Genomic DNA, 19,934 nt, shown 5'->3' with positions numbered 1-19,934 from the left:
CAATGTGCAACCACGGGCGCAGTTACGCCTCGTCGCTGGCCGCCGGGGCGGAACGGGGCTTGCCATTCGGATAGACAAGCCCGGCCGAGATCACCAGCTTGGCCGCATCCTCGACTGACATGTCGAGGAAAATTACGTCCTGCTTTGGCACGTAAAGCAGAAATCCCGATGTCGGGTTGGGCGTTGTGGGAAGGAAGACCGTCATGACCTCGTCATCCGGCAGGCGGGCAAGGATTTCACCCTTGGCCCGCGTCGAGACGAAGCCGACCGCCCAGATCCCCTTGCGCGGGTATTCGATCAGACAGGCCTTGTCGAACTTGGCCTCGGTCTGGGAAAGAACGGTTTCGGCGACCTGCTTGACGCCATTGTAGATCGACCGGACGATCGGCATCCGATCCACGATGCTTTCGCCAAGGGAAATCAGGGACCGCCCCATGATCCCCTTTGCGATCCAGCCCACGAAGACGGTGAAGGCCAGAAAGACGACCACACCAAGCCCGCGCAGGTTGACCGCGTAATCGATGCCGAAAAGTGTTCGCAGGATCTGATCGGGTTTGTAGGGCGCCGGAATAAGCGGCAACACCCAGCTGTCGATCCAGCCGGTCACGGTCCAGATCAGCCACAAGGTCAGCCCGATCGGCGCAACGACGACCAGACCCGTGAAGAAATTGGCCCGCAGTCGCGCAACAAGCCCCCGCCGACGCAGGGGATGCGGCGTGCTGTTTTCGTCGTGGTCCTGATTGGACGTCATCCGGCCCTCCCCGATGCCGAACGCAATCTATGAATTCGGACAGGTTTCATCAATGGGCAGACGGGCTTGTCCGTCCGCCAGACAACGCGCGATGGCCGCGCCCAGCCGCGCGTTGTTCAGGACCAGGGCAATATTGGCGTCCAGTGAACGACCATCGGTCAGATCGAAGATCCGCCCAAGCAGGAACGGCGTCACATCCTTGGCCGAGATGCCGGCGGCCTCGGCTTCGGTCAGTGCGGTTTCGATCACCGGCACGATTTCTTCGCGCGGGATTTCATCCTCGGGCGGGATCGGATTGGCGATCAGCTGGCCGCCGCCCAGGCCCAGCGTCTTGCGCATCCGATGCGCAGCCGCGATCCGGGCGGGGTCATCCATGCGCAGGGGTGCGTTCAGCCCGGAGCTGCGCGACCAGAAGGCCGGGAACGCGTCCTGACCGAATGCGATGACCGGAACGCCCAGGGTTTCCAGGACCTCCAGCGTCTTCGGAAGGTCCAGTATTGCCTTGGCGCCTGCCGCGACAACGCTGACCGGGGTGCGCGCCAGCTCATGCAGGTCGGCCGAGATGTCGAAGCTGTGTTCGGCACCACGGTGGACACCGCCGATGCCGCCGGTCGCGAAGACCTCGATCCCGGCCAGGTGCGCGGCGATCATCGTCGCGGCAACGGTGGTGGCGCCAACCTCGCCGCTTGCCAGACAGGCGGCAAGGTCCGCGCGCGACAGTTTGCGCACGCCCTGAGCCTGGGCCAGGGTCTGCAGCTCGGATTCGGTCAGGCCGATATGGATGCGACCGCCCATCACGGCGATGGTCGCCGGCGTCGCGCCGTGAGACCGGATCTCGGATTCGACCTTCAGCGCGGTTTCCATGTTCTGCGGCCAGGGCATGCCATGGGTGATGATGGTGGATTCCAGCGCCACGACGGGCGCGCCATTGCGCATCGCCTGATCGACCTCGGGCGAAAATGTCAGGGGCAGGTCGGTCATGTGGTGATGTCTCCTGATACGTAGGTCGCAGCCGCGTCCAGCGCGTCGCGCAAAGCCTGCTCACGATTGCGGCCGCGATGCTCGGCCGCGATATGCGCGGCCATGAAGGTATCCCCCGCACCAGTCACGCGGGTTACAAGGACGGGACGGGGATCGGCCGCAATCACGCCATCGGCGGTGGCCTCGGCCGTCGTGCGTCCGCCATTCGTCACCAGAACCCGGGCGGCGCCGGCCGCGACCAGCGCCTCGGCCGCCTCGGGGGCGGTGTCGAACCGGCGGTGACAAAGAATTCCGGCCTCTTCCAGATTGACATAGATCGTCGCGTTCTTCAGCGGCAGCAATGGCAGCAACCTCTCTGCCTTGCCCGGCGAGGCGGGGGCGATACGAAGGTCGGCCATCGCGAAAAGCGGCGATCGCGCGATATCGGACAGAAGTGCCGTAGTCAGATTGCCGTCAAGCGCGATCAGTCCGCGCCATGGTCTGGCCGGATCGCCCAGTGCCCCATTGCCAAGAGGGCGCAGAATCTTGTCACCCGCGGCTTCCAGCGAATGCGCATCGGCGATTGCCGCGACAAGACCATTTCCGCCCTCGATCGCCATGTAGCGATCGGTCGGCAGATCATCCGAGCGATAGACATGAGCGGTGTCCATCCCCATTCGCTCGCAGGCATGGATCAGCTCATCGCCTTCGGGATCGCGGCCGATGGCCGTCAACAGGGCAGGCCGCAGACCGAAACGAACCAGGGTCATCGCGATGTTCATCGCGACACCACCGGGCAGGCGGCTGATCCGTCCCGGCACATCGGCGCCCGCGCCCATATGGGCCGGCGTGCGCCCGATGATGTCCCACAGGACAGAACCTATGCAAAGAATGTCGGGTTTGTTCGTCATTGCGCCCCTGTGCCCATAAACGGGCGGCCGCGCAAGAGGGCGGATCAAGGGGACTTGCCTTTTTGGCGGTTCCGACGTAAAGCGGCGCCACTTCACAGGCGGAGTCTGGGCCAAGGGGTGAGACATCCCCTGCGGTCCGCCGGTTGGGACAGGGTCCCTGAAACGCTCCGCCAAGGTAGAAACCGGAAAGGAAACGACATATGGCGCTCCCGGAATTCACTCTGCGTCAGCTTCTGGAAGCTGGCGTTCACTATGGCCACCAGACCCAGCGCTGGAACCCGCGCATGGCCCCGTACATCTATGGGGAACGCAACGGTATCCACATCATCGACCTGACGCAGACGGTTCCCATGCTGGACGCCGCGCTGCAGGCGGTTCGTGACGTCGTGGCCAAGGGCGGCCGCGTGCTGTTCGTCGGCACCAAGCGCCAGGCGCAAAAGCCCATCGCCGAGGCTGCCGAGAAATGCGCCCAGTATTACATGAACCATCGCTGGCTGGGCGGCACGCTGACCAACTGGAAGACCGTTTCGCAATCGATCGGCCGCCTGAAGCAGATCGACGAGATCCTGGCCGGCGGCGCCGAAGGCCTGACCAAGAAAGAACGTCTTCAGATGGAGCGTGAGCAGGCCAAGCTGCAGGCCAGCCTTGGCGGCATCCGCGACATGGGCGGTCTGCCGGACTTGCTGTTCGTCATCGACGTGAACAAGGAAGACCTGGCCGTGGCCGAAGCCAACAAGCTGGGCATTCCGGTTGTTGCCGTGGTTGACACGAACTGCTCGCCTGAGGGTATCGACTATGTGATCCCCGGCAACGACGACGCGTCGCGCGCGATCCAGTTGTATTGCGACCTCGTGGCGCGGGCCGCGCTGGACGGCATGCAGGCGCAGCTGGGTGCTGCGGGCATCGACCTTGGCGCCCTGGAAGAAGCGCCGGCCGAGGAAGCCGCCAACGAAGAAGCCGCTCAGGCCTGACCGTCAGGGTCGGCAGCCCGCAGATCGGCTGCCGGCCGCTTGCGTTACAGAATTGTCTTCGGGCGGGGCAGGACCCCGCCTGATCCGTTGAAATCTTCGAAGGAGAGCCAGACATGGCCATCACCGCACAAATGGTGAAAGAACTGCGCGAAAAGACCGGCGCAGGCATGATGGACGCCAAGAAGGCGCTGACCGAAACCAATGGCGACATGGAAGCCGCCATCGACTGGCTGCGTACCAAGGGGCTTGCCAAGGCTGCCAAGAAGGCCGACCGCGTCGCGGCCGAAGGCCTGGTCGGCGTTGCCGTTCGCGATGGTCGCGGCGTCGCGATCGAGATCAACTCGGAAACCGACTTCGTCGCCAAGAACGCGGACTTCCAGCAGATGGTTCGCGACATCACCGATGTGGCACTGGACCATGGCGAATCGGTTGACTCCCTCAAGACCGCCCCGCTTGGCGGCAAGACGGTGGCCGAGATCCTGACCGATGCGATCGCGCGCATCGGCGAGAACATGACCCTGCGCCGTGTCGCCCAGCTGGAAGGCGAAACCATCATTTCCTATGTCCACAATGCCGTTGCCGACGGAATCGGCAAGATCGGCGTTCTGGTCGCGCTGAAAGGCGACAAGGACAAGGCCGACTCTATCGGCAAGCAGATCGCCATGCACATCGCGGCAACCGCTCCGCTTGCCTTGTCCGAGGCGGATCTGGACCCCGAGCTGCTGGAGCGTGAGCGCACCGTTCAGACCCAGAAAGCGCTGGAAGAAAACGCCAATGCGGCCAAGCCCAAGCCGGATGCGGTGATCCACAACAACATCATCCCCGGCCGGATGCGAAAGTTCATCGCGGAAAACACGCTGCTGGGTCAGCAATTCGTGGTGAACCCGGACGTCACCGTCGAGCAGGCCGCGAAGGAAGCCGGCGTCGAGATCACCGGATATGTCCGCATGATGGTCGGCGAAGGCATCGAGAAGAAGGAAGAGGACTTCGCCGCCGAGGTCGCCAAGACCCTGGGCGCCTGAGGCGGGTTGAAATCGACAACGGCAGACCGGGTCATTTGCTGACCCGGTCTTTCTTTTGGAAGAACAAAGAAGGCGGTGCAGTTCGTTTGAAACTGCACCGCCTGAAATCGCGCCAGCACCTGTTGGGGATGAGGACAGGGCGCGTTTTCTGCCAAGCCAGTCGGTTGGAAAAATACAACCGACTGTCCCAGCGTCCGGTTTCCCGGCCCTCCCGTCCCCCCGAAATCGCGGGTTGGTCGAGGAGGGGTGTTCCTGGCTAATGCCACCACTCACGGAACGATTACAGTATTGCTTATTTACGTAACGTAAAGGAAGTCAGGATTTCCTGACCTGACGAAAAGTATAGGTCTCGACAGGGATTGATGCCATTTTCGTAAACAATAAGGCCTAAATCGGTTGGGGATTTCGCAATTGGCGCTCAAACCGGTCTCGAATCGCCTGTCGTGGCGGTTCAGTGCGGAATGATGAAAATCTGGTTCTGGAAGGATGCCTTCAGCACCGCCTGTGCGGTTGTCTCGACATCCAGGGCTTCCCGCGCCAGGCGCAGATGCTTTTCCACGGTTGCAGGGGTCAGCCCCATTATCTGGGCGATGTCCTGCATCGTCTTGCCATCGGCAACCCATTCCAGAACCTCGCGCTGACGTGGCGTGAGTGCCCGGCGCGATGAAGCAAACGGCATCGAGGCGATTCGCAGATGGGTCACGTCGTTGATGATCGTGATCTCACGGCCGTGCCGGGCCCAGACCACCTCGACATCCTCTTGCGTCATGCCGGGGCGGGCGCACAGCCCGATTGCGCCCTTTGCGCGCAACGACAGATCCCTGAAGCTGATGGAGTAGCCAGCGACGACCCCGTAACGCTGGTTCAGCTCCAGGATCTTCTGTTCGGTGGACGTCATCATCCCGGACTTCACGATCTCGTGGATCATCCGCCATGAGCCCGGCCCGACATTCTCGACAGCCCAACGGACCATCGGCGCATGCAGATACAGCCCGCTGCGCACGAATTCGTCGATATATGTCGGATCATGGTTCGACAGCATCAGCAGGTCGTCTTCACTGCCGAAGGAGTTCGCCGTCCGGAACTTGGTAAAGCCGTAGAGCAGCCGATCAAAGCCATATTCGGCCATCTTGCGGACATGAAGCCCCCAGATCTCTTCTATCGAGTCCGCTTCGAACACTGCCTCGAGGTGGCCAACAAGATCCGTATGCTCCGCCATGTCCTTCGCCTGGAAATCCACCATTCCCGCGCGTCACCAGACCCTGCCGCATCTAGCCGATCGAGGATCAGCGATGGGCCTGATGGCCGGATATAAACATAAATCAATCCCCAATTACGAAATGCCATGTCTACGCCCCTGTGTCGAGCCCGCACTTACATTTCGCGTCAGGGTTGCTATCAATTCGAAACGGCAACAGGGGGCAGGCCGGCCATGAAGAACTGGGACATCGTCATTGTCGGCGGGGCTGCCAGCGGCGCTTCGGCAGCCTGGTGGCTCAAGCGGCTTTGTCCGAAGCTCGACATCCTGGTCATCGACCGTGATCATTCCTTCGCGCGCGCGGCCACGGCGCTGTCCGTTGCGTCGATCCGCAGCCAGTTTTCCAATCCGGTCAATGTCCAGATTTCTCGCTTCGGCGTCGATTTCATTCGCAACTTCGCGAACCATGTCGGGGTGGAATCCGGGGTCTCTGACCTTGGCTTTCGTGAAAACGGCTATCTTTTCCTGGCGGGCAGCGATCACATGGCGCGCGCCATGCGCGACTTGGCGGCGGTACAGAACGGGCAGGGGGCAGATACGCGCGTTCTCTCTCGCGTTGAACTTGCCGAACGATATCCGTGGATGAACCTTGAAGACGTCACCGCGGGCAGCCATGGCGCACGGGACGAAGGATGGTTCGACAATATGGGTCTGCTCTGGGGGCTGCGCCGGGCAGCACGGGCTTTGGGCGTCGCGTTCTTGCAGGATCAGGCGACTGGATTCGTGCGAAAGGGCGACCGGATCATCGCCGTCACCACGAATTCTTCCGGACAGATCGCGTGCGGCACGGTAATTTGCGCGGCAGGGACAGGTTCGCCCGCGCTTTGCGCAAGCGCGGGCGTCAGCATTCCTGTCGAACACCGCAAGCGGACGGTTTTCGTGATTGATGCTCCCAGGGCGCGCTATCCCGACGCGCCGTTGATCGTGGATCATCTGGGCTTTTATCTGCGCCCCGAGGGCGACCACTGGATCGCGGCGATCGTGCCCGAGGATGACGGCCCCTGCGCGCCTGATGACTGGGACCCCGACCTTCATTTGTTCGAGACCCTTCTGTGGCCCAGATTGTATCAGCGGTCCGAGCGTTTCGATGCGGTCAAGGTAAAACGCGCATGGGCCGGGCATTACGATTATAACCGGCTGGACCAGAACGCGATCGTGGGTCGATGGCCGGACCTGAGGAACTTCTATCTCGCCACGGGCTATTCGGGCCATGGCTTGCAGCAGGCTCCCGCAGTCGGACGCGCGTTGGCCGAGCTGATCACGACGGGCGCCTATCAAAGCATCGATCTGTCCCCCCTGAGTCCCGAGCGCATTTTGTCGAACACGCCCTTTGCCGAAAAGGCAATCGTCTGAACTGCGACCATAGGGGGCAGGGGGATTACCCCTGCTTCCACTTGATCGAGCAGCCCATCGACGGAATCTGATCCTGCGGCCCCTTGCCGGTTTCGGCAATCTGCTTCATCGCCTCGAACAATTCGCGGCGCACATCCGGGCCCGCCGGTTGGCGTCCGGACGCATCGAGCCGCCCACGATATTGCAGCTCCAGATCGGCGTTGAAGCCAAAGAAATCAGGCGTACAAACAGCCCCATAGGCGCGGGCAACGTCCTGGCTTTCGTCGTAAAGATAGGGGAAGGTGAAGCCATGCCGTTCGGCTTCCTTCTTCATCTCCTCGAAACTGTCCTGCGGATAGGTGGTCGCATCGTTTGACGAAATCGCCGCGACGCCGATCCCCAGTTCCTGCAATTCCCGTGCGTCCCGCAGGATGCGGCCCATGACCGCCTGCACATAGGGGCAATGGTTGCAGATGAACATGATCAACGTGCCCTTGGGGCCGCGAATGTCCGCCAATCTCCACATGCGGCCATCCGTCCCGGGAAGCTCGAAATCGACAGCCTTCCATCCAAAGTCACAAATTGGCGTAGAAACGGCCATTTAGACCTCCATCCTCAAGTTTCGGGTGAAAGTTGTGCGGCCTCGGCCGCCTTGCGGATCGCAGCGATGTTTCGGCCATAGATTTCGGGGTTCTGCACCGATCCGCCCGAAAACACACCGGACCCGGCGACCAGAACATCAGCTCCGGCACGCGCGACCAAGGGCGCCGTCTCGGCTGTGATGCCGCCATCGATCTCGATATGAACCGGTCGGTCCCCGATCATCGCGCGCAGCCGCTCGATCTTGGCAATCTGCGAATGGATGAATTTCTGCCCGCCGAAGCCCGGATTGACGGTCATGACGCAAACAAGATCGACCATGTCCAGCAGTTCGGCGGCGGCCTCGGCGGGCGTTCCCGGGTTCAACGCCAGACCGGCCTTTTTCCCCGTTGCCTTGATGGCTTGCAGCGTTCTGTGGACATGCGGACCGGCCTCGAGATGTGCCGTGATGATATCCGCGCCGGCGTCGGCGAAGGCCTCAATCCAGGGATCTACGGGCGCAATCATCAGATGCACGTCCATGATCGTGCGGATATGCGGGCGGATTGCCTTGCACATCGCCGGCCCGAAGGTCAGGTTCGGAACGAAGTGACCATCCATCACGTCCACATGTACCCAGTCGGCGCCCTGAGCCTCGATTGCACGAATTTCGCGACCGAAATCGGCAAAGTCGGCCGACAGGATGGACGGGGCAATCTTGATCTTGCGGTCGAAGCTCATGCGCGTGTTACCTTGGATGGGTGGGTTTCGCGCCACATCTAGCCGTTGATCGTTCTTTTGGCCAGCCGTGGTACATGTATATTTAACATAATACTGATTATCGGATATCTGGATTGATACTCTGCAAGGGCTGCCCTGCGCGCAAGACGCATCGCAGATGCAAATCATCCGACAGATGGATGATGTCGGCCGACAGGCCTGCCATGAGGCATCCGGCGCGCGCGCCGATCACCTCGGCGGGCAGTCTTGTTGCCATCGCCAAGGCATGCTGCACGGGAACGCCGACCTGGTTGACCATGATGCGCATCGCGCGCGGCAAATCCAGATCCGCGCCCGCCAGAGTGCCATCCGCAAGCGTCAATCGGCCATTGTCGCGCCGGATATCGCGGCCATTCAGCTTGAATGCCATCAGATCCGTTCCCGCGACGGCCATCGAATCCGAAACAAGGAAGAGCCCGCCCGGGCCTGCCTTGGCTGAAAACGCAACGCGGATCGTGGCGGGATCGACATGAACACCATCCGCGATCAGGCCGGCATGGACGCGGCCATCGGTCAGCGCAGCCCCGACCAGGCCCGGTGACCGCGCGCCCATCTGGCTCATTGCGTTGAAAAGATGGGTCACGACACGCGCGCCTGCATCGATTGCATCGCGTGCGGTCCGCAGGTCACAGTCGGAATGGCCCAGCGACACGATCACGCCCGCGGAAGCCAGCCGCGCGATCCGTTCGATCGGAACGATTTCGGGCGCAAGCGTCACCATCAGGCATGGCAGTCGCGCGGCGGACCGGATCAGGAAGCCTTCATCCTCATCGGTCATGGGCCGGACAAGGCCGGCGTCATGCGCGCCTTTGCGCACGGGATTCAGATGCGGCCCTTCCAGGTGCAGGCCCAGAATGCCCTGCCCGCCTTGAATCAGATATTGTTCAACAGAATCAACGGCCTGAAAGGCCTTTTCAACACTGTCCGTGATCAGCGTAGGCAGGATCTGTGCGACGCCAAGCCGTTCGTGGGCCGCAACCATCCGACGCAGGGTTTCGACGCTCGGGGCGTCGTTCAGCAATATTCCACCGCCCCCGTTGACCTGCAGGTCCACCAGCCCTGGGGCAAGGATTCCGCCATCCAGATCCACATGGGTGGCGTGCGGCAACTTCTTGTCGGGCCCGACAATGGCAGCGATCCGCCCGGAGTCGACCAGAACCGATGCGGGATACAACCGCCAGCCGTCGAAAATGCGCGCTCCGGTATAAAGGACGGCCGTCATGGATCAAATTCCGCATTTCGGGCGGCCATCAGCAGCGCGCCGTCAAGGGCGGTACCGGCTGCCGGGATCAGACGTTCTTTCAGATCGTGCGGCAGGAAACCGGCGTAATGCGGGCCCAACCCGCCAGCAAGGCAGACCGGACAAGTGCCCGTATCGTCGAGCACTGCAATTCCCGCCTGCAAATAGCCGACCCCGTCGCGCAGGATCGACAGCGCCATGTCATCTCCCTGCCCGGCCGCCTGAAGGATTTCGGGCGCCAGCGCCGCGTAATCGGACGGCGCCGCGCGAAGCGAGAACCTGACTACTCCAGCAGCACCATCGAACCGATCAAGAATGCGACGCGCAAAGGCCGTCACGGGCGCGAGTCCATCACATGACTTCAGTGCCAGCGACAGGGCGCGCCGTCCCATCCAGGCACCCGAGGCCTCATCCCCCAGGGCAAGCCCCCATCCACCTATGCGCCGGATGTGTTCGCCCTGTTTCCGACCCAGGAATGAGCCTGTGCCGATCGCGACCACGATCCCATCGCCGTCTGCCAGCGCGCCCGTGATCGTCGTGATCTGATCATCCGACATCGTCGCCTTGGGCAGACCAAGAGCAACGGCAATGTCTTTGGCGCCCTGATCCTCCAGAACGCCCGCGAGCCCGATATGACATTTGGCCTCGGCAAGCTGTTCCCTTTGCAGCCCCGCTTTGGTGCAAAGTGCGACAAGAAGCGCCTTGATATTGTTCAGCGCCTCTTCGCGCAGCGAGACATTGGCCGGCCCTCCGGTGACCTCTGTCCGATGTCCGTCGGGCAAAAGGCATGCCGCGCGCGATCCGCTGCCGCCGCCATCGATTCCGATCAGGACCGGTCGCATGGGTCAGGTCACGACATCGGGCGCCGATCGGCCCGATATCGCGCGGATCTGGGCGATGTCCTCGGCCGCCGCGATCACGTTCGCCAATGCCTCTTGCACCGGCTGGTCCAGGTTTTCGGGTGTATCCTCATGCCGTTCGAGATACAGGCGCAGGATTGCGCCTTCGGTCCCTGTGCCGGAAAGACGCAGGACGATGCGCGCGCCCCCGGTCAACGTGATCCGGTTTCCCTGGCCGGACGAAACCGACCCGTCGACCGGGTCGGTATAGGCGAACTCGTCGGCCTCGACGACCGTCATTGCGCCGAAGGTCTGCCCTGCCAGGCGTGGCAGCAGTGACCGCAATCGGTCCATGATCCGGTTGGCAAGATCGACGTCCAGACCTTCGTAATCATGCCGGGAATACCAGGTGCGGCCGAACCTTTGCCAATGATCTCGCATGATCTCGGTCACGCTCTGGCGTCGGGCGGCGAGGATGTTCAGCCAGAACAGTACCGCCCACAGGCCGTCCTTCTCCCGGACATGGTCGCCGCCGGTGCCAAAACTTTCCTCTCCGCACAGACGCACGCGGCCCGCGTCCAGAAGATTGCCGAAGAATTTCCAGCCCGTGGGCGTCTCGTGGCATTCGATGCCCAATGCGCGGGCAACATGATCGACGGCGCGCGATGTCGGCATGGATCGCGCCACGCCGCGCAGCCCACCCGCCATTGCCGGCACCAGATGCGCATTTGCCGCAAGCACGGCAAGGCTGTCCGAAGGCGACACATAGATCCCGCGGCCAAGGATCATGTTCCGGTCGCCATCCCCGTCGGATGCGGCGCCGAAATCGGGCGCATCCGGTCCGCTCATCCTGTCCATCAGGTCCTTGGCATGGGCCGGGTTCGGGTCCGGGTGACCGCCGCCGAAATCGGGCAAGGGTCGGGCATTCATCACCACGCCCGGCCCCGCGCCAAGACGATTCTCGAATATCTCGCGCGCATAGGGTCCGGTGATCGCATGCATTGCGTCGAACGCCATGCGAATGCCAGAGGCAAACATCGCCCGGATCGCATCGAAGTCGAACAGGCACTGCATCAGGTCTGCATAATCGGCGACCGGGTCGATGATATCGACCGACATTCCGCCCAGACCCGTCTTGCCCGGACGCATCAGGTCCAGGTCCGGCAGATCGGCAATGCAATAGGAATCGATCTCTTGCGTTCGGTCGTGGATTTTCGCGGTCAGCGATTCCGGCGCCGGTCCGCCGTTCGCAATGTTGAACTTCACGCCGAAATCACCGTCGGGCCCTCCGGGATTGTGAGACGCTGAAAGGATGAAGCCGCCGTCCGCCCCATGCAGCCGGATCAGATGCGAGGCGGCCGGCGTCGACAGCAAACCGCCCTGCCCGACGATGACGCGATGCGCGCCATTCGCGGCCAGCATCTTCAGGATCACCTGCACCGCGCGATCACAGAAATATCTGCCATCGCCGCCCACGACATAGCTTCGTCCTGCCGCGCCCCCGCTGGCATCGATGATCGCCTGAACGAAATTCTCCAGATACGGGCTTTGCTCGAATATCCGGGTTTTCTTCCGCAGCCCCGAAGTTCCCGGTTTCTGGCCCTCGATCGGTCTGGTCGTAATGCGCATGTATTCCCGTCCTTCCAACACCCTGGCGCCGGAGCGATAGATCACATCAGGCTGGTCACCCAAAGGATTGTCGCATCCTCGGGGCTAAGCGAGATCACGTTGTGTCCCATTGTCGCGTCGTAATAGACACTGTCGCCACGACGTAAATCCACGGGTTCATAAAATTCCGTATACAGACGGATGATGCCGGTCAGGACATACAGGAATTCCTCGCCATCATGGCGAACCCATCCATCGAATTCGTCCAGGCTGCGGGCCCGGATACGCGCCGTGTAGGGCAGCATCTGCTTTGATCTCAGCGCCCCGGCCAGCAGGCGATGTTCATAGGTCGTGGTGACGTGGGCCTGGCCTTCGTTGGCGCGGGTAAGGGCCATGCGTCCCGATACCTGCATCTTCGACGGCGGCGTGAACAATTGCGGCACGCTGATCGACAATCCCTGTGCCAGCTTCTTCAGCGCGTCATAGGTCGGCGACATCTGGCCGTTTTCGATCTTTGACAGGGTCGATCGCGCCAGCCCTGCCTCGCGCGCGGCCTGTTCCAGTGTCCAGCCCCGCTCCTTGCGCAGCTGTCGCACGCGCTCGCCCAGGTTCAATGGCTCTGCGCGCTCGGCTCCGGCGCCGGATGCGCGGGCGATACTGATGATTCCGGCCTGCTCGATATCGCTCATCTGTTCATCTCGGCAGAGTGCACCCTGCATAAACGATATTCTGCCCGCGCTTGCAACGCCCGGCAGACAGGCGTAGCGAATGGCCATGCTTTCGGTGACCGATCATCATCCCCTTCCACCGCCACCTGCCAGCTTCAATCTCGCGCGGCATGTGCTGGAACGTGGGGCGGAAATGCCCGACCGCATCGCGCTTCAAATCCTGCGCCCGACCGGCGCGGAACGATGGAGCTATGGCCGTCTGGTTCAAGCCGTGCGCGGCGTGGGTCATGGTCTTTTGCAATGCGGCCTTCGACCGGGTGACCGTGTCGTTCTCAGGCTTGGGAACGGCGTGGCGTTCCCCTTGGCATTTCTTGGGGCGATCGCGGCGGGTCTTGTGCCCGTTCCGACGGCCGCGGCGCTGACAGCGGCGGAATTCCAACGCCTGATCGACACGATCGGCCCCGCGCTCATCGTGGCGGACAAGGCCCTTGCGATGCCCGACAGCCTGCCCTGCCCCGTCCTGCCCTCGGACCGGGTTCTTGGCTACGAGACGCTGCCCCCGGCAGACTGGCAGATGGGTGATCCGAACCGGTTGGCCTATATCGTCTTCACTTCCGGCACGTCGGGGCAACCGCAGGCCGTCGCGCATGCCCATCGCGCCGTCTGGGCCCGCCAGACCATGTTTGGCGGATGGCATGACATCCAGCCGGGCGATCGGGTTCTGCATTCGGGCGCGCTGAACTGGACCTACACGCTGGGTGTCGGGCTGATCGATCCATGGACCGTGGGAGCCTGCGCCCTGATACCGGCCCACGGCGTCGGGATCGAGACCCTCGCGCTTCTTGCCCGCCGTTTCGACGCGACGATCCTTGCTTCGGTTCCGGGGGTTTACAGGCGATTGCTGAGACTGAATCCCGATTTGCGCCTGCCGCGTCTGCGGCATGCCCTGTCGGCCGGAGAGCGGCTGAGCCCGGATCTGCGCCAGGCATGGCGGCTAACGACGGGCACCGAATTGCACGAGGCGATGGGGCTTTCAGAATGCTCGACCTTCATTTCATCCTCTCCGTCCCGCCCTGCCCCGGATGGAGCCACCGGATATGCCCAGAACGGGCGGCATGTCGCGGTCCTTGGCGAGGACGGTGCGCCTGTCACGCGCGGCGTCCCGGGCCTTCTTGCCGTGCACCGCGCTGACCCCGGGCTGTTTCTTGGCCGCGCAACCACGGATGGCATTGATCCCGTGGATCAGGACTGGTTCCCGACCGGCGACACCGCGATCATGGCCGAGGATGGCGCAATCACCGTGCTTGGCCGCGCCGATGACATGATCACCGCGGGGGGCTTCCGCATCGCGCCCGAAGAGATCGAAGCCGCCTTCGCGTCCGACCCCGAGGTCACGGCCTGCGCCGCGGTCGAACTGTCCGTTGCGCACGATACTACGGTCATCGGCCTGTTCTACAGCGGATCGGCCAGCGAGGACGCGCTGAAGGCCCATGCGGCGGAAATGCTCGCTCCCTTCAAGCAGCCCCGGATCCTGATCCGGCGCGACACGATACCCACCACCCCGAATGGCAAGGTCAGCCGTCGAACCTTGCGCGAAGAATGGAAGGCAGTCCCTTGATCAAGCTTGACATAATCTCCGACGTCGCCTGTCCCTGGTGCTATCTTGGCAAGGTATTCCTTGACCGGGCTCTCGAGGCCCATCCCGACCATCCCTTCGCGATCGAATGGCATCCGTTCCAGCTGAACCCCGACATGCCCGCGGGCGGCATGGATCGGCGCGAATATCTGGAAACCAAGTTCGGGGGCAAGGAAGGCGCGGTGCGCGCCTACATGCCGCTGATCCAGTACGCCGAAACCGCCGGCGTCGAACTGAATCTCGACCGCGTCAAGCGGCAGCCCAATACGCTTGACGCCCACCGGCTGATCCATTGGGCCGGGATCGAGGGCCGCCAGGCCGCCGCCGTTTCGTCGCTCTTCCGCGCGATGTGGCACGAGGGGCGTGACATCGGGGACCGGGCGGTGCTGTGCGACATCGCCGAAAGCATCGGCATGGAACGCGACCTCGTCCGCCGGCTGCTCGACAGCGATGCCGACGTCGCCGAGATCCGCGCCCGCGATGCCCATGCGCGGGCGCGTGGGGTTCGCGGCGTTCCGACCTTCATCATTGACAACACCCATGTCCTGCAGGGCGCGCAGCCGACCGAAACCTGGAGTCAGATCATCGAAGAGATCAACCGCCAGATCGCGGACGGGTCCGGCGCGGCCAGCGATGGAGACCTGCAATGACGCTATCCGCCGCAGAGCCCCGGCCCTCCCGACTGCCCGTCGCCGAATTTGTCGCCATGCTTGCGATGATCTTCGCGTTGACGGCCTTTTCCATCGACGCGATGCTGCCGGCAATGCCCAGCATCGCAGCCGAGCTGAGCCCCGATGCGCCGAACCGCGCCCAGCTGATCATTACCTTCTTCGTACTGGGCATGGGGATCGGAACCTTCGTGACCGGCCCCTTGTCCGACAGCATTGGCCGACGGACCGTGATCCTGGGCGGCGCGGGGCTGTATTGCATTGGCGCGGCGCTGGCATGGACGGCACCGACACTGGAGCTGATGCTGGCCGCCCGACTGCTGCAGGGTCTAGGCGTGGCGGGGCCGCGCATCGCAGGCATCGCGCTGGTGCGCGATCTCTATTCCGGACGCGAGATGGCAAGGCTTGTCTCGTTCGTCATGACCATCTTTTCGCTCGTGCCCGCGGTTGCCCCGCTGGCGGGCTCGTGGATCATTTCACATTCCGGCTGGCGGGCAATCTTCATCGCGTTCATCCTGTTCGCGGTGATCAGCATGACGTGGTTCACGATCCGGCAGCCCGAGACCCTTCCCCCCGAACGCCGCCGGTCGCTGCGTCTCGCGCCCCTGCTGGAAGCGGCGCGCGAAGTGTTGACGAACAGGCTTGTCGTCACGGTCACGGCGGCCCAGACCCTGGCCTTCGGATGCCTCTTTGCGACTCTGTCCTCGACCCAGCAGGTCTTCGACCAGACCTTCGGCCGGGCCGAGTCCTTTCCGAAGTGGTTCGCGCTGATCGCCCTTCTGGCAGGCACCGGCAGCATCGTGAACGGTCGTCTTGTGCCGCATCTGGGCATGCGCAGGCTGGCTTCGGGCATGTTCGCTTTCCAGGCCGTCAACTCGGCGCTTGTTATGGCGCTTTTCGCTCTGGGCCTTGTGCCGCAGTCCATTGCCTTCTGGCTGTATCTTTACTGGACGGTCAGCGTCTTTTTCATGATCGGACTGACGATCGGCAACCTGAACGCCCTTGCGATGGAGCCGATGGGCCATATCGCGGGCATGGCGGCGTCGCTGGTCGCGGCCATGGCGACGGTGATGTCGGTCGTGGTGGCCATTCCGATCGGGCTGGCCTTCAATGGCACGCCCGTTCCCATGATGGCCGGCGTGTTCATCTGCACGGCGCTTGCACGAATCCTGATGGCGTTCGTCCCTGACCGCCCCGCCTGAGCGCGGGGGCGGTCGCCGGTCAGGTGGTCTTGGCCGCCTTCTTCGGAGCGCGGTCGGCTTCGCGGACCTTTTCGGCAAGGTCGCGCGCGATCGCATAGGCGCCCTTGATCTTGTCGGAATCCTTCTTCCAGTCGCGGCGCACGATCAGTCGATTGTCCTTGATGCGCGCAAGGCCGTTCTGCGCCTGAAGGAACTCGACCAGCCCGGCGGGGTTCGGGAAGCGGTCCATGTGGAACTGGATCGTCGCGCCCTTGGGCCCGGCATCCAGTCGCCGGATATGGGCCTTGCGGCACATCGCCTTGATCCGCATGACCAGAAGCAGCGTGTTGACCTCTTTCGGCAAGGGGCCAAAACGGTCGATCAGCTCGGCGGCAAAGCCTTCCAGCTCGACCTTCGCGGTCAGGCCGGACAGGCGGCGATAGAGACCCAGCCGCACATCCAGATCAGGGACGTAGCTTTCGGGAATCATCACCGCCACGCCAAGATTGATCTGCGGCGACCATTGGCCGTCATCCTCGATCGGCGCGTCGATGTCGCCCGCCCTGATCCGGGCGATCGTCTCTTCCAGCATCTGCTGGTAGAGCTCGTAGCCCACCTCGTTGATATGGCCGGATTGCTCTTCGCCCAGGATGTTGCCGGCGCCCCGGAGATCCAGATCCTGACTGGCCAGCGTGAAGCCCGCCCCCAGACTGTCCAGCGCAACCAGGGCCCGCAGCCGCTTCTGCGCGCCGGGCGTCAGCGGTATGCGCGGGCGCGTGGTCAGATAGCAATAGGCCCGCACCTTCGACCGGCCGACACGCCCCCTGATCTGATAAAGCTGCGCAAGGCCGAACATGTCGGCCCTATGCACGATCATCGTGTTCGCGGTCGGAATATCCAGCCCGCTTTCGACGATCGTCGTGGCCAGCAACACGTCATACTTGCCGTCATAGAAGGCATTCATGCGGTCGTCGAGTTCCCCCGCGGCCATCTGGCCATGCGCAACGACATAGCTGACCTCGGGCACATGGGTCTGCAGGAATTCCTCGATCTCGGCCAGGTCCGACACCCGCGGAACGACATAGAAGGACTGCCCGCCGCGATAGCGCTCGCGCAAGAGGGCCTCGCGGATCGTCACGGCGTCAAACTCGCTGACATAGGTGCGGATTGCCAGGCGATCCACCGGGGGCGTTCCGATGATCGACAGATCCCGGACCCCCGTCAGGGACAATTGCAGCGTCCGTGGAATGGGCGTTGCCGTCAGGGTCAGGACATGGATCTCCGAGCGCATTTCCTTCAGCCGTTCCTTGTGAGCGACACCGAAATGCTGTTCCTCGTCGATGATCAGCAGGCCGAGATTGCGGAACTTGACCTGTCTGGACAGCACGGCATGGGTGCCGATGACGATATCGACCGTCCCGTCCGCCAGCCCCTGCCGCGTCGCCTGTGCCTCGCGTTGGGAAACAAAACGCGACAGCGGCCGGACCGTGATCGGCGTTCCCCGGAAGCGTTCTGCGAAGGTCTTGTAATGCTGGCGCGCCAGCAGTGTCGTCGGCGCGATCACCGCGACCTGAACCCCCGCGCTGGCCGCGACAAAGGCCGCGCGCATCGCCACCTCGGTCTTGCCAAAGCCGACATCGCCCACGACCAGACGGTCCATCGGCCTGCCGGCGGCCAGATCGTTCAGAACGTCATCGATGGCGTTCAGCTGGTCCTCGGTTTCCTCATAGGGAAAGCGCGCGGCAAAGGCGTCATATTCGTGGTGCGGGACCTCCAGCACGGGCGCCTTGCGCAGCAACCGTTCGGCGGCGATGCGGATCAGCCGGTCGGCGACCTCGCGCAGCCGCTGCTTCAGCCGCGCCTTCCTGGCCTGCCAGGCGCCACCGCCCAACTTGTCCAGCAAGCCTTCCTCGTGGCCATAGCGGCTGAGCAGCTCGATATTCTCGACCGGCAGATACAGACGGTCGCCACCGGCATATTCCAGCGCCACACAATCGTGCGGAGCGCCGGCGGCCGTGATGGTTTCCAGCCCCAGATACCGGCCGACGCCATGTTCGACATGGACGACAAGGTCGCCGGGGGACAAGGACTGGGCCTCGGTCAGGAAATTCTCGGCCCGCTTGCGCTTGCGGCCCCGGCGCACCAGGCGTTCACCCAGGACATCCTGTTCCGAGATGACCGTCAGCCCATCCGTCTCGAAACCCCGTTCCAGCGGCCAGACCGCCAGATACAGCCCGCCCTTGCCCTGCGGCACGGCGCGGATGTCGTCGACAGGGGTCGCGCCAACGACGCCCTCATCCTCCAGCAGCCCCTTCAGACGTTCGCGCGCGCCTTCGGACCACGAGGCGATGACCACCTGCCCCTGCGCCCGCCTTGCCTTCACATGCCCCGCAAGCGCCGCGAAGAGGTTGACGTTTTCCATCTGCCGCTCGGGTGCAAAGTCACGCCCGATCCGCCCGCCCGCGTCCAGAACGCCCGGCCCCGTGGGGCGCGGCAGGACGGAAAGGTGGATCGTCCTGCGTTGGGCCAGGGCCTGCGTCCACGCGGCATCGTCCAGATACAGAAGCTGGGGCGGACAGGGCTTGTAGACGCTGTCCACCCGATCGCGACGGCTCATGGCCTCGCGCCGGACGTCGTACTGATCGGCGATCGTCTCCCACCGCGCAAGCCGGCGGGCCTCGACCTCGTCATCCAGCATGATCGAGGCGTCGGGCACATAGTCGAAGATCGTCTCGAGCCGTTCGTGAAAGAACGGTAGCCAATGTTCCATCCCCTGATGCTTGCGGCCCGCGCTGACGGCCTCGTACATCGGGTCGTCGCTGCCCGCGGCGCCGAATTCGATGCGATAGTTCTGGCGGAATCGCGTGATCGCGGCCTCGTCCAGGATGACCTCGGAGACGGGCGCAAGTTCGACCCGGTCCAGCCGTTCGGTTGTGCGCTGTGTTTCGGGATCGAAGCGCCGCGCCCCATCCAGGACATCGCCGAAAAGGTCCAGCCGCACCGGATTGGCCTGTCCCGGCGGAAAGATGTCGATGATGCCGCCGCGGATCGCATAATCGCCCGGTTCCGTCACGGTCGGGCTCTGGCTGAAGCCCATGCGCACCAGGAAATCGCGCAGCGCGGCCTCGTCGATCCGGGTTCCGACGCGCGCGACGAAACTGGATTGCGCCACGACGTCGCGCGCGGGAATGCGCTGGGCCGCGGCATTCAGCGTGGTCAGCAGGACAAAGGGACCCTTCAGCCCCCGCGCCAGCGTTGCCAGCGTCGCCATCCGCGCGGCCGAGATCTCGGTCGCGGGGGAAACGCGGTCATAGGGCTGACAATCCCAGGCCGGGAAGGTCAGCACGACGGCTTCTGGCGCAAAGAAGGCCAGCGCGGCGCGCATCGCCTCCATGCGCTTGTCATCGCGGGCCACGTGGATGACGGGTGCTCCGCGTTCAAGCTCGCGCGCCAGAAGGCGGCCATCCAGGCCCTCGGGCGCGCCGGACAGGACAATATGGTTCTTGGCGATCATCGGGCTGACCTAGCGC

Annotated in this window: 17 protein-coding genes; 6 read left to right on the top strand and 11 right to left on the bottom strand. The window is 63.4% G+C overall.

Annotated elements, in window-relative coordinates; all coding sequences use genetic code 11:
* Window positions 1-22: 22 nt before the first annotated feature.
* The 3 genes from LV82_RS03755 to LV82_RS03745 are packed head-to-tail and all read right to left on the bottom strand — an operon-like array spanning window position 23 to window position 2,622.
* Window positions 23-751 carry a DUF502 domain-containing protein gene (locus LV82_RS03755; protein ID WP_104069392.1) on the bottom strand — a complete coding sequence of 243 codons (729 nt, stop codon included), beginning with the start codon at window positions 749-751 and terminating at the stop codon, window positions 23-25.
* A 27-nt stretch (window positions 752-778) separates the two neighbouring features.
* The gene (locus LV82_RS03750; RefSeq protein WP_104069391.1) at window positions 779-1,732 is read right to left on the bottom strand and encodes a pseudouridine-5'-phosphate glycosidase; all 954 of its coding nucleotides are present in this window, start codon (window positions 1,730-1,732) and stop codon (window positions 779-781) included.
* Window positions 1,729-2,622, bottom strand: coding sequence for a PfkB family carbohydrate kinase (locus LV82_RS03745; protein WP_104069390.1), 894 nt, complete (start codon window positions 2,620-2,622; stop codon window positions 1,729-1,731). Before LV82_RS03745 ends, LV82_RS03750 begins: the two co-directional genes overlap by 4 nt.
* 200 nt (window positions 2,623-2,822) lie before the next feature.
* On the opposite strand from LV82_RS03745, the gene rpsB reads away from it, so the two are divergent.
* Window positions 2,823-3,593 carry a 30S ribosomal protein S2 gene (rpsB, locus tag LV82_RS03740; RefSeq protein WP_104069389.1) on the top strand — a complete coding sequence of 257 codons (771 nt, stop codon included), beginning with the start codon at window positions 2,823-2,825 and terminating at the stop codon, window positions 3,591-3,593.
* Window positions 3,594-3,706: 113 nt separating this feature from the next.
* Window positions 3,707-4,615, top strand: a complete 909-nt coding sequence (gene tsf, locus LV82_RS03735; protein ID WP_104069388.1) for a translation elongation factor Ts — start codon at window positions 3,707-3,709, stop codon at window positions 4,613-4,615.
* 451 nt (window positions 4,616-5,066) lie between these two features.
* On the opposite strand, the gene LV82_RS03730 is transcribed toward tsf, so the two are convergent.
* A complete protein-coding gene (locus tag LV82_RS03730) occupies window positions 5,067-5,834 on the bottom strand; it encodes a helix-turn-helix transcriptional regulator (protein ID WP_104069748.1) in 768 nt (255 codons plus the stop codon).
* Between the two features lie 213 nt (window positions 5,835-6,047).
* On the opposite strand from LV82_RS03730, the gene LV82_RS03725 reads away from it, so the two are divergent.
* Window positions 6,048-7,226, top strand: coding sequence for an NAD(P)/FAD-dependent oxidoreductase (locus tag LV82_RS03725; protein WP_104069387.1), 1,179 nt, complete (start codon window positions 6,048-6,050; stop codon window positions 7,224-7,226).
* Between the two features lie 25 nt (window positions 7,227-7,251).
* On the opposite strand, the gene LV82_RS03720 is transcribed toward LV82_RS03725, so the two are convergent.
* The 6 genes from LV82_RS03720 to LV82_RS03695 all read right to left on the bottom strand — a co-directional run bounded on the left by LV82_RS03720 (window position 7,252) and on the right by LV82_RS03695 (window position 12,940).
* The gene (locus LV82_RS03720; protein ID WP_104069386.1) at window positions 7,252-7,806 is read right to left on the bottom strand and encodes a thioredoxin family protein; all 555 of its coding nucleotides are present in this window, start codon (window positions 7,804-7,806) and stop codon (window positions 7,252-7,254) included.
* 14 nt (window positions 7,807-7,820) lie between these two features.
* Window positions 7,821-8,525 carry a ribulose-phosphate 3-epimerase gene (rpe, locus tag LV82_RS03715; RefSeq protein WP_104069385.1) on the bottom strand — a complete coding sequence of 235 codons (705 nt, stop codon included), beginning with the start codon at window positions 8,523-8,525 and terminating at the stop codon, window positions 7,821-7,823.
* A 97-nt stretch (window positions 8,526-8,622) separates the two neighbouring features.
* Window positions 8,623-9,786: an N-acetylglucosamine-6-phosphate deacetylase gene (gene nagA / locus LV82_RS03710; protein WP_104069384.1), complete on the bottom strand. Its 1,164-nt coding sequence runs from the start codon at window positions 9,784-9,786 to the stop codon at window positions 8,623-8,625.
* Entirely contained in the window at window positions 9,783-10,646 is an 864-nt protein-coding gene (locus tag LV82_RS03705; protein WP_104069383.1) for a glucosamine kinase nucleotide-binding domain-containing protein, read from the bottom strand. The genes nagA and LV82_RS03705 overlap by 4 nt, the downstream gene beginning before the upstream one ends.
* A gap of 3 nt (window positions 10,647-10,649) precedes the next feature.
* Window positions 10,650-12,272 (bottom strand): alpha-D-glucose phosphate-specific phosphoglucomutase, encoded by a 1,623-nt coding sequence (locus tag LV82_RS03700; protein WP_104069746.1) that lies wholly within the window; start codon window positions 12,270-12,272, stop codon window positions 10,650-10,652.
* Window positions 12,273-12,313: 41 nt separating this feature from the next.
* The gene (locus LV82_RS03695; protein WP_104069382.1) at window positions 12,314-12,940 is read right to left on the bottom strand and encodes a helix-turn-helix domain-containing protein; all 627 of its coding nucleotides are present in this window, start codon (window positions 12,938-12,940) and stop codon (window positions 12,314-12,316) included.
* Window positions 12,941-13,019: 79 nt separating this feature from the next.
* Here LV82_RS03695 and LV82_RS03690 point away from each other — a divergent pair, with 79 nt between their 5' ends.
* The 3 genes from LV82_RS03690 to LV82_RS03680 are packed head-to-tail and all read left to right on the top strand — an operon-like array spanning window position 13,020 to window position 16,425.
* Window positions 13,020-14,537: a class I adenylate-forming enzyme family protein gene (locus LV82_RS03690; protein ID WP_342750171.1), complete on the top strand. Its 1,518-nt coding sequence runs from the start codon at window positions 13,020-13,022 to the stop codon at window positions 14,535-14,537.
* Window positions 14,519-15,205, top strand: coding sequence for a DsbA family oxidoreductase (locus LV82_RS03685; protein WP_104069380.1), 687 nt, complete (start codon window positions 14,519-14,521; stop codon window positions 15,203-15,205). The genes LV82_RS03690 and LV82_RS03685 overlap by 19 nt, the downstream gene beginning before the upstream one ends.
* Window positions 15,202-16,425: a multidrug effflux MFS transporter gene (locus LV82_RS03680; RefSeq protein ID WP_104069379.1), complete on the top strand. Its 1,224-nt coding sequence runs from the start codon at window positions 15,202-15,204 to the stop codon at window positions 16,423-16,425. The genes LV82_RS03685 and LV82_RS03680 overlap by 4 nt, the downstream gene beginning before the upstream one ends.
* 19 nt (window positions 16,426-16,444) lie before the next feature.
* Here the strand turns inward: LV82_RS03680 and mfd are convergent, their stop codons facing one another.
* A complete protein-coding gene (mfd, locus tag LV82_RS03675) occupies window positions 16,445-19,918 on the bottom strand; it encodes a transcription-repair coupling factor (RefSeq protein WP_104069378.1) in 3,474 nt (1,157 codons plus the stop codon).
* Between the last annotated feature and the right edge of the window lie 16 nt (window positions 19,919-19,934).

It is taken from the genome of Albidovulum inexpectatum (assembly GCF_002927635.1).
In the GTDB taxonomy this organism is placed as follows: Bacteria; Pseudomonadota; Alphaproteobacteria; order Rhodobacterales; family Rhodobacteraceae; genus Albidovulum; species Albidovulum inexpectatum.
This window is presented reverse-complemented; position numbering and strand designations above follow the sequence as displayed.